The sequence below is a fragment of the Nocardiopsis sp. NPDC058631 genome (assembly GCF_042716955.1).
Lineage (GTDB): Bacteria > Actinomycetota > Actinomycetes > Streptosporangiales > Streptosporangiaceae > Nocardiopsis.
On record NZ_JBHXQY010000195.1, the window covers coordinates 1 to 2,432 of the forward strand.

Annotated in this window: 2 protein-coding genes; both read right to left on the bottom strand. The window is 72.5% G+C overall.

Going from position 1 to position 2,432, the window contains the following annotated elements; translation table 11 throughout:
* Positions 1 to 98: 98 nt before the first annotated feature.
* Positions 99 to 1,226, bottom strand: coding sequence for an allantoicase (gene alc, locus ACFWTE_RS29870; RefSeq protein ID WP_378783300.1), 1,128 nt, complete (start codon positions 1,224 to 1,226; stop codon positions 99 to 101).
* A gap of 87 nt (positions 1,227 to 1,313) precedes the next feature.
* On the bottom strand, positions 1,314 to 2,240 hold the full coding sequence (locus tag ACFWTE_RS29875) for a LysR family transcriptional regulator (RefSeq protein WP_378783301.1): 927 nt from the start codon (positions 2,238 to 2,240) through the stop codon (positions 1,314 to 1,316).
* Positions 2,241 to 2,432 lie beyond the last annotated feature (192 nt).

A 2,432-nucleotide genomic window follows, 5' to 3' on the forward strand; every position in this document is an offset into this window, starting at 1 on the left:
CTACCTGTCCGGCCTCGTCCTCATCGCGACCACCGACACCGATGACGAGGGCGGCCTGTCCAGGTACCTCCTCGGGGCGGCGGTCATGCTCATGGTGCTCAGCTCAGGAGGGAGTTCCAGCGGCGTTCGAGGTCGGCGGTGCCGGACCCGGTGAGGGAACCGTAGACGTTCAGGCGGGCGATGCCGCCGTCGGGGAACACGTCGGTGCGTACGTGGGTGGCCGTGACGGGTGTGTCCAGGACGAAGCGGTGGGCGCTGTCGGGCTGGAGCCGGGTCCTGCCCACGATCTCGAACCACGTGTCCGGGGCGGACGAACCCGCGTCCCGCCCCAGGACGGTCACCCAGCCCGCGGAGTTGCCCTTGAGGTAGGCGGTGTCGATCTCCAGGGCGCGCACCGTGGCCTGTCCGGTGAGGCGGAAGCGCACCCAGTCGTTCCCGGTGTCGCGGCGGCGGCGGTTCTCCCAGCCGTCGTCCATCTTCTGCGAGCGCCCGGGGAGGATGGTGTTGCTGGGCGACGAGTAGAAACGGTCCGAGGCGTCCTCGACCGTGCCGCCGTTGACCAGGGCCGCCAGGTCGAAACCGCCCAGGGAGGCCAGCCAGGCGGGGTCGGCGACCGGTTCGCCGTACACGCGCAGTCGGGCGACCCCGCCGTCGGGGAACTGCTTGAGGCGCAGGTGGGTCCACCTGCGTTCGAGGGTCACCTCGAAGTCGTTGGCGGCGTGCCCGTGGACGGGCACGCGGGGCACGATCTCGGTCCACTCGGCGGCCAGGAGTTCGTCCGTGGTGGGCGTGCCGACCAGGTGGGCGGCCTCGACGGAGACCTCGGTGGGGTGGTTGCCGCGGAAGTGCGCCGTGTCGACGACCAGCCCCCGGACGACGCCGGGGAGGCCGAGGCGGACCAGGGCCCAGTCGTGGTCGTCGGCGGTCGGGTGGGGCTGCTCGGCGCCGACGCCGCGGCGGCGCCTGGTCTCCCAGCCGTCCATGACCTTGCCCTTGTGTCCGAAGGCGTGCGGGTCGAACTCCGCGCGGTCGGGCTTGAGGAGGTTCTCGCGCTGGGCGAAGAACTCGTCGTTGGCGGCGACCACACCGCCCCCCAACCGGCGGTCGGCGAGGTCGACGAGGCCGGAGAAGTCGTGTCCGCCGTCCCGGTAGTCGGCGTAGGGGTCGCCGCCCGCGTAGGGCTGGGCGTTGTAGTCGCGCGGATCGAAGGGGCGGCCTTGGGTCATGTCTCTCCCGGGGTCGAGGTCGTCGGACGCTTCTCAGGGTCCCAAGAGAAACCGGTAACTTCTAGCGAAAGTTTATGATCACTCTGTTCAGCTGAACTGAACATGTGTGCTGACGAGCCCGTCGGCCGTGTGCGCCAGGGCGCGCAGTACCGCCGCGACCCGCGGATGCTCCCCGGCCCCCGACCGCACGGCGGTCACCACGTGGCGGCGCGGCTGGTCGGAGTGCGGGACGCGCAGGCAGACCCCCGGGGTGTCGTCCGTCGCGGCCAGGCGGGGGATCAGCGCGACACCCATGCCCGCGGCGACCATGTCGAGGATGGCCCTCCAGTCGGAGGCCACGTGCGCCTGCTCGGGGACGAACCCCGCCTGGGCGCAGGCGGCGACGGTGATGTCCCGCCATGGGCCGGACGCCCCGTAGATCCAGGGCTCGGCGGAGAGGTCGCGCAGGCGCAGCGCACGGGCGGACGCGAGGCGGTGGTGCGCGGGCAGGGCCACGTCCAGGGGGTCGGTGAGGAGTGCCCTCCGGTCGTAGCGGCCGTCGTGGCCGGTCGGAGCCTGGGCGGCCAGGGACAGTCCGACGTCGATCTCGCCCGCCGAGAGGAGGTCGTAGACCTCGGCGGCGTCGGCCTGGCGCACCTTCGCCGTCAGGCCGGGGTGCGTGCGGCGGAGGGCGCTCAGCGCGGGGACCACGAGGCGGGGGATGGCGGTGGCGAAGGCGCCGACGCGGACGTGCCCGATCTCGCCCCGGACGAACCCCTCCAGCTCCGCCTCGGCCCGTTCCAGCTGGGCCAGCACGATGTCGGTGTGGCCGAGCAGGACGTGCGCCGCGTCGGTGAGGCGGACCCGCCGCCCGTGCGCCTCCAACAGCGGCACCCCCACCTGGCGTGAGAGGGAGGAGAGCTGCTGGGAGACGGCGGACGGGGTCATGCTCAGGGCCTCGGCGGTCGCCCTGACGGTGCCGAACTCCTCCAGGGCGCGGAGGACGCGGAGTTTGCGGAGGTCCCAGTCGGTCACCCTCCCAGGAATACCATTCAGGGCCCCTGAACGGAATCCGCGGTTCCGCGTCGGCCGCGGGGCGGGCGCGCCTGCCGACGGCGCCCGCCCCGCACGGTCTAGGGCGTGTTCCGTGGATGCTTTCGGTTGATTCGGCGCTTGCGCCGATCGCCGCGAGCGGCCTCCAGGCAATCTCTCGCAAGACGAGTAGCG